The sequence below is a fragment of the Streptomyces sp. NPDC004561 genome, assembly GCF_053602155.1.
The window spans coordinates 1-4,469 of record NZ_JBSGDB010000620.1; the positions used below are offsets into that span (position 1 = coordinate 1).

Consider the following 4,469-nt stretch of genomic DNA (forward strand, 5'->3'; position numbering starts at 1 on the left):
GTACCCCTGCTGCCGGCCGCGCGGCTGCGCCTGCTGGGGGCGGCCCTGCGGGGCCTGGCGCGGCTGGTGCTGGGGTCGGGCCACCTGGCGCTGGGGCCGGTGGCGCAGCGGGTCGTCCTCCGGGGCGAGGTACTGGACCTGCGTCTGCTCGTTGCGGTCGCGGGCGGCGCGCAGCTGGTTCTGCCAGGGGTGCGGCTGGTCGGGCTGCGGTCCCTGCGGGCCCGTGTTCGGCAGCACCGCCGTCGGGTCGGCGGCGCCGGTGTGCGGCAGCACGGCGGTGGGGTCGGCGGCGCCGACGGGGCCGGTGTGCGGCAGCACGCTGGTGGCGCCGTTCGGGTCGTACGCCCCCTGCGGCGCGTTCGTGGGCAGCACCTGGGTGGGATCCGCGGCGCCGGGCGCGCCCGGGACGGCGGCCGGGGCCGGGTCGGGCGCGAGCAGCGCGCCGACGCCCTCGGCGGCGGCGATCTGGGCGGCGTTCGCGTGCACGCCGACGCCCTCGGCGACGACCCGCAGGCCGCGCGCGAGGTTCTCGGCGCTGGGGCGCTCGGCGGGGTTCTTGCGCAGGCAGCGCTCTATGACCGTCCACAGCGGGTCCGGGACGGTGGAGGGGCGGCGCGGCTCGGCGCTCAGGTGCTGGTGCAGCACCTCGAGGGCGGTGCCGCCGGAGAACGGCGGGTGGCCGGTGACCAGCTCGTACAGCAGGATGCCGGCGCCGTAGATGTCGACGGCGGAGGTCTGCGGGCGGCCCTCGGCGGACTCCGGCGCGACGTACGCGGGCGTGCCGACGAACTCCTGCGTGCGGGTCAGGCCCGGGGAGTCGGCGAGGCGCGCGATGCCGAAGTCGGTCAGCTTGGGGTACATCCGGCCCTCGTGCTGCATGAGCAGCACGTTGGCGGGCTTCAGGTCGCGGTGGACCACGCCGTCGGCGTGGCTCGCGGCGAGCGCGTCGGCGATCTGGGCCGTCATCAGCGCGGCGGCGACCGGTGTGAGCGGGCCGTTCTCGCGCAGGTAGCGGTGCAGGTCGGGGCCGTCGACGAGGTCCATGACCAGGGCCAGCAGATCGCCCTCGACGACCAGGTCGCGGACCCGGACGACGTTCGGGTGGGTGAGCCGGAGCAGGACCGAGCGCTCCCGCAGGAAGCGCATCACGATGTCCGGGTCGCTCGCCAGCTCCTCCTTCAGGACCTTGATGGCGACCGTCTCGCCGGGCTGGCCGGGCACGGCCGCCTCGGCGCCCGCGGTCTCGCGCTGGCGGGCACGCCAGACGGTGCCTGTGGCGCCGCGTCCGAGCGGCTCCTCAAGCAGGTACTTGCTGCCGACTGGCCGCACGTCACGCGCTCCCTGCTGCTTGCTGATGCTTGCTTCGCTGCATTCCGGTTGTCCCCAACCACTGTAGTGCCGCCCTTCGGAGCACTACGTATGCGTTCCCGAGCATGTTCGAAGGAAAGACGCGCGTCTTTGACTGCCGGTTGCCGGGAGGCGGACGTGACCGATCTCAAGTGATCGCCCGCGTGTTCCTGGTCAGGCACTTTTGGGGGCAGAGCCGACCAATCAAGATCACTTCTCACCGGGTGCCGGGCGCGCTGTCGGTGGCAGGTGCGAGGATGCCTCCCAGTACTGGCCGACGTGCTCGTGTGGGGTGGGGGGAAGTCCGCGCCCGCGCAGACCCGCGCAGAAGGGACCGCTGACGCCGATGCAGATCCGGCTGACCGTCGTAGACCCGCTGGGCCCGTCCCCGCAGCGGGGCCGCGCCGCGAGCCGCGACGTGCTGGTCACGGCGCCCGCGGGCACGGAACTCGGCGCGGTCGCCTCGGCGCTGGCCGGGGCGGTCACCGGGGACGGCGGCACCGGCCGGGACACCGGCGGCGCGGCCGTCGTGCTGTACGCGGGCACCGACCGGCTGGACCTGCGCCGCTCCACGCTCGGCGAACCCCCGCTGGTCGACGGCGCCGTGCTGTCCCTGGGCGCCCCCGCGGCCGCCGAACCCCATCCCGAGCTGGACGACGCGCCGACCCAGCTGCACGTGGTCGCGGGCCCGGACGCGGGCGGGGTGCATCTGCTGCACGGCGGCCGCATCACCATCGGCCGCTCCGACGAGGCCGACGTACCGCTGGACGACCCCGACGTCTCCCGCCTGCACTGCGCGGTCACGGTCGCCGCGGACGGCCGCGTCTCCGTCGCCGACCTCGGGTCCACGAACGGTACGACGCTCGACGCGGCCCACCTCGCGGCCGGCGCACCCGTCCGTGAGCGCGCCGCACCGGGCGGCCGTCCAGCCGTCCGCCGGGCCCACCGGCACCGGATCCACCGCTCCTTCCGCCCGTCCCGCGCACCCGGCCACCGCCCGGGACACCCTGGCCCACTGCCGTGCCTTCGCGAAGGTGGGCGTCCGGGGCCATGCCCTGGACGCGAGGGCCTGGCAGCGGCTCGTCACCGCGGCGGGCGGCACGGACGAGGTCGCGGCCTACTGCGCCGCCCAGGAGGCGAAGCACGGCGTCACCCGACACGGCCACAAATCCGGCCGGAACGGCACCGATTCCAGGCCGACCGCCGCGAACCCGAAGCCGGGCGACGGTAAGAAGTGAGCCGGGCGCGGTAAGAGGGCGAGGCCGGCGGGGTCCGGCCGGGCGCCGGATGCCGGTCCGGCCCGGCACGGGGGCGTGGTCCGGCGCGGCGAAGGGGCCCGGCCCGGCGAAGGCCCGGCCCGTCCGGCCGGACACCGGTACGGGCCGCGACGGCGTCGCCTCCGGGTGGCGGGGGCGTCCGTGGTGAGCCGCGGTGGAGTCCGGCCCGACCTGTGAAGGAGCCCCGTCCGAAGTCGCGACGGAGCCTGGTCGGGGCCGGGAAAGGGCCTGGTCCGGGCCGTGGAGCAGCCCCGTCGTAGGCCGGGGCGGAGCCTGGTCCGAGTCGCCGAGGAGTCCGGTCCGGTTCGTCGAGGGGACCGGGTCGCTCCCGGTCGGAATGCCCCGTGCGGGGCCGACATGGCAACGGCCGGGGCCGCCACCCCCCACAGGAGAGGCCCCGGCCGTCGCGCGTACGGGCCGCGCGGCGGCCCGTACTCTCTTCAGCGCCGTGAGTGCGTTTTCTGTCACACCCCGGCCGCGCTCGGTCCTCACCCGGCGCTCACCCTGCGCACATCCGAACCCGGTCACGAGTTAGTTGCATCTTCTACAGACATGGACGAGGAGCGGTTTCACGCCGTAACGTGCCATTCGCGCCGACCGAAGACTGGCGTTAAAGGGAGTGCGGTGCTGGGGGACGACGCGGAGCTGACCGCCGCGGTGTGTGCGGCACAGGACGGAGACGAGACCGCTTTCCGTGCGGTGTACCGCGCGGTGCAACCGCGGTTGCTCGGGTACGTACGCACGCTGGTCGGCGATCCGGATGCCGAGGACGTGGCCTCCGAGGCCTGGCTGCAGATAGCCCGGGACCTCGACCGGTTCAGCGGTGACGCCGACCGCTTTCGCGGCTGGGCCGCCCGGATCGCCCGCAACCGGGCCCTCGACCACATACGCATGCGCGGCCGCCGCCCCGCGATCGGCGGCGACGAGACCGAGCTGACCGGCCGGGCCGCCGAGTGCGACACCGCCGGCGAGGCCATCGAGGCGCTCGCCACCGACAGCGCCCTCTCCCTCATCGCGCGGCTCCCGCAGGACCAGGCCGAGGCGGTCGTCCTGCGCGTGGTGGTCGGCCTCGACGCCAAGACCGCGGCCGAGGCGCTCGGCAAACGCGCGGGCGCCGTACGCACCGCCGCGCACCGCGGTCTGAAGCGGCTCGCGGAGCTGCTCGGCGACGATCCGGAATCGGCCGGTGTGCTCGACGCGCTCCCACCTCAGCGAGAACCGCGGCACGGCGCGGTGACGTCCGCGACTGTGACGCATACGCGCGCGCGGACGCAGAAGGACATGTGATGGCCGACGAGCAGTACAAGTGGCTGAACCGTGAGACGGCGGAACGTCTACTGCGCGGTGAGTCGCTGGAAGCCGTCGACGCCTCCGCTCGTGACCAGGTCGAACGTCTGTCCAAGGCGCTCGGCGCGCTGTCCGGGGAGGCGGCCTCCGCCACCGGTGAACTCCCCGGCGAACAGGCCGCTCTGGCCGCGTTCCGCCAGGCCCGCGAGACCGCCGAGGCCGAGCGCACCGCCGCCGCCCTCGCGGAGGACGCCCCCGGCGGGCGCTCCGGTGCCGGCGCGCACGGATCCGACGTGGGCCTGGTCCGCATCGGGGCCCCGTCCCGTACCGGAATGCCGGCCCGCCGCCCCCGTTGGGGCCGCCCGGTGCGCCTCGCGCTCGCCGCGGTGATGGCCGTGGGCACCCTCGGCGGGGTCGCCATGGCCGCCGGCACCGGGGTGCTGCCCGCACCGTTCGGCGACGACCTGGTGGTCGAATACCCGGCGTAGTTGTGTCCCAGCCCGGAGCGCGGCACGGCCGGCAGCCCTACCGCGCGAGCCCAGCGGATCGCCTCGGACA

Annotated in this window: 3 protein-coding genes and 1 pseudogene; 3 read left to right on the plus strand and 1 reads right to left on the minus strand. The window is 75.3% G+C overall.

What is annotated here, in order from left to right:
* Window positions 1–1,329 (minus strand): protein kinase domain-containing protein (locus ACWEN3_RS42140; protein ID WP_452982742.1); only part of this gene is annotated, 1,329 nt, incomplete at its 3' end.
* Between the two features lie 364 nt (window positions 1,330–1,693).
* Between ACWEN3_RS42140 and ACWEN3_RS42145 the strand changes: the two are divergent.
* The 3 genes and pseudogenes from ACWEN3_RS42145 to ACWEN3_RS42155 form a co-directional block, all read left to right on the plus strand.
* Window positions 1,694–2,216 (plus strand): annotated as a pseudogene (locus ACWEN3_RS42145) (FHA domain-containing protein); the annotation flags it as partial.
* A gap of 1,032 nt (window positions 2,217–3,248) precedes the next feature.
* Window positions 3,249–3,911, plus strand: a complete 663-nt coding sequence (locus ACWEN3_RS42150; protein WP_452982745.1) for an RNA polymerase sigma factor — start codon at window positions 3,249–3,251, stop codon at window positions 3,909–3,911.
* The gene (locus ACWEN3_RS42155) at window positions 3,911–4,399 is read left to right on the plus strand and encodes a hypothetical protein (RefSeq protein WP_452982748.1); all 489 of its coding nucleotides are present in this window, start codon (window positions 3,911–3,913) and stop codon (window positions 4,397–4,399) included. The genes ACWEN3_RS42150 and ACWEN3_RS42155 overlap by 1 nt, the downstream gene beginning before the upstream one ends.
* Window positions 4,400–4,469: the final 70 nt, after the last annotated feature.